Consider the following 2106-nt stretch of genomic DNA (forward strand, 5'->3'; position numbering starts at 1 on the left):
AACCTAGTGTAGTATACTCCATTTCAATTACCACATTGATATTAGGTTTCCCTAAAATATAAAAACAATATTTTACATCAATTAGTGATCCATGGTGGTGTTTATGAGCTCCAGGTTCAGGATAACCGGATTAACTACTACAATATATAAGAGCGGGGAAAAATACGATGTCATAGTTATTGGGGGAGGGCCTGCAGGCTTAACAGCTGCACTATATAGTGCTAGATACGGGTTTAAGACGATAATTGTCACTAAGTTAGTGGGCGGCGCTGTATCAGAGGCCCCACTCGTAGACGACTACCCTGGAATACCTGATATACCCGGAAACGACCTAGTTGATAGATTTGTTAAACACGTAAAGAAGTATAATGTTCCCATAGTCATAGATGAAGTAATCAATCTAGTGAAGAAACCAGAGGAGAAAACATGGTGTGTAGAGCTACGAAGCGGTGGATCAATATGTGGCTACGCCATTATAATAGCTGTGGGAAGCGAGAAAAGAAAGCTTAATGTCCCAGGGGAGAAGGAGTTAACCGGTAAGGGGGTATCATACTGTGCAACATGCGACGGCCCCTTATTCAAGGATAAAATAGTAGCTGTAGTAGGCGGTGGGAATGCTGCTTTCACGTCAGCACTATATCTAGCCAAGATAGCTTCACACGTATACCTTATACATAGGAGAAGCGAGTTCCGCGCATTCAACGTATATGTTGAGACAGCTAGATCTAATCCAAAGATAACTATCCTAACAAACACCATTATAAAAGAAATCATCGGCAAGAACCACTTGGAGGCGGTTAGAATACTGAACACGGAATCAAACAAGGAGGAGATACTGAAAATTGATGGGCTCTTCATAGAAATAGGGTTGGAGCCCCCAGTCGAGTTCTTCAGGAGAATAGGGTTGGAAACCGATGAGACGGGGAGAGCGAGAGTTAACATAGATAGGAGTACTAATCTGCCAGGCATATTCGTAGCAGGTGATGCTGCAGGCGGACCATATAAGTATAGATTTGAACAAATAATAACAGCGGCCGCTGATGGAGCGATCGCTGCTGACGCCGCATGCAAATATATTTGTGCATTAAAGGGGCCATCGAGTACGTGATAAATTATTTAAATCCCATCTAACTTCAATAAAAATACTGAAAAGAGGGCCCGTAGCTCAGCCTGGTAGAGCGCCCGGCTCATAACCGGGTGGTCCGGGGTTCGAATCCCCGCGGGCCCATCCTGCTACAAAATACCCGTATCCTACAGGATTCGAGCCTTAGTTAAATAGGGGTCAGTGTTTCACTAGCGAGCACCCATCATCGAGATCTTTAAAATAGTTATGATAGAAAAGTTTATATAGAAGTCCTTTCATGAAATACCATTGGATTTTATCACACCTGGTGATTGCTATGACAGCTGAACCCACAGGCATACCTGTACTAATATTAAAAGAGGGAACGCAGCGTACAACGGGCAGGGATGCCCTAAGATCCAATCTTCTAGCCGCTAGAGCTATAGCTGAAATGATTAAGACGACCTATGGTCCTAAAGGAATGGATAAAATGCTTGTCGATGCCCTCGGCGATGTAACCATAACAAATGACGGCGCTACAATCCTCGATAAGGCGGAGATACAGCATCCAGCTGCGAAGATGCTTGTTCAGGTAGCCAAGAGCCAGGATAGTGAAGTAGGTGATGGTACAAAGCGTGCCGTGATTTTCGCTGGAGAGTTACTGAGATACGCTGAAGAACTACTCGATAAAAATATTCACCCAACAGTAATAATCTCCGGCTATAGAATAGCTATGGAAGAGGCACTTAAAGTACTAGACCAGATAGCTGAGCCAATAGATATAAACAGTGAAGAATTACTGAAGAAGGTTGCGAGAACATCGCTCACAAGTAAAGCCGTTCATGATGCCCGTGAATTCTTCGCCGACATAGCTGTTAAAGCAGTTAAACAGGTTGTTGAGAAGAGAGGGGACAAGTACTACGTAGACCTCGATAACATCCAGATAATAAAGAAGTATGGTGGAGCCCTACTAGACTCAATGCTTGTCTACGGCATCGTGTTGGATAAGGAGGTTGTCCACCCGGGCATGCCTAGGAGAGTTG

At 44.0% G+C, this 2106-nt stretch carries 2 protein-coding genes and 1 tRNA gene; all 3 read left to right on the top strand.

What is annotated here, in order from left to right:
- Nucleotides 1-103 precede the first annotated feature (103 nt).
- Nucleotides 104-1108 (top strand): NAD(P)/FAD-dependent oxidoreductase, encoded by a 1005-nt coding sequence (locus tag ACP5N5_RS06730; protein WP_042666730.1) that lies wholly within the window; start codon nt 104-106, stop codon nt 1106-1108.
- A 46-nt stretch (nt 1109-1154) separates the two neighbouring features.
- Nucleotides 1155-1228 (top strand) — tRNA-Ile (locus ACP5N5_RS06735).
- Between the two features lie 172 nt (nt 1229-1400).
- Nucleotides 1401-2106: TCP-1/cpn60 chaperonin family protein (locus ACP5N5_RS06740; RefSeq protein ID WP_428134372.1), on the top strand; the 706-nt coding region annotated here is incomplete at its 3' end.

Source organism: Desulfurococcus sp., assembly GCF_049970475.1.
GTDB classification, from domain to species: Archaea; Thermoproteota; Thermoprotei_A; order Sulfolobales; family Desulfurococcaceae; genus Desulfurococcus; species Desulfurococcus amylolyticus.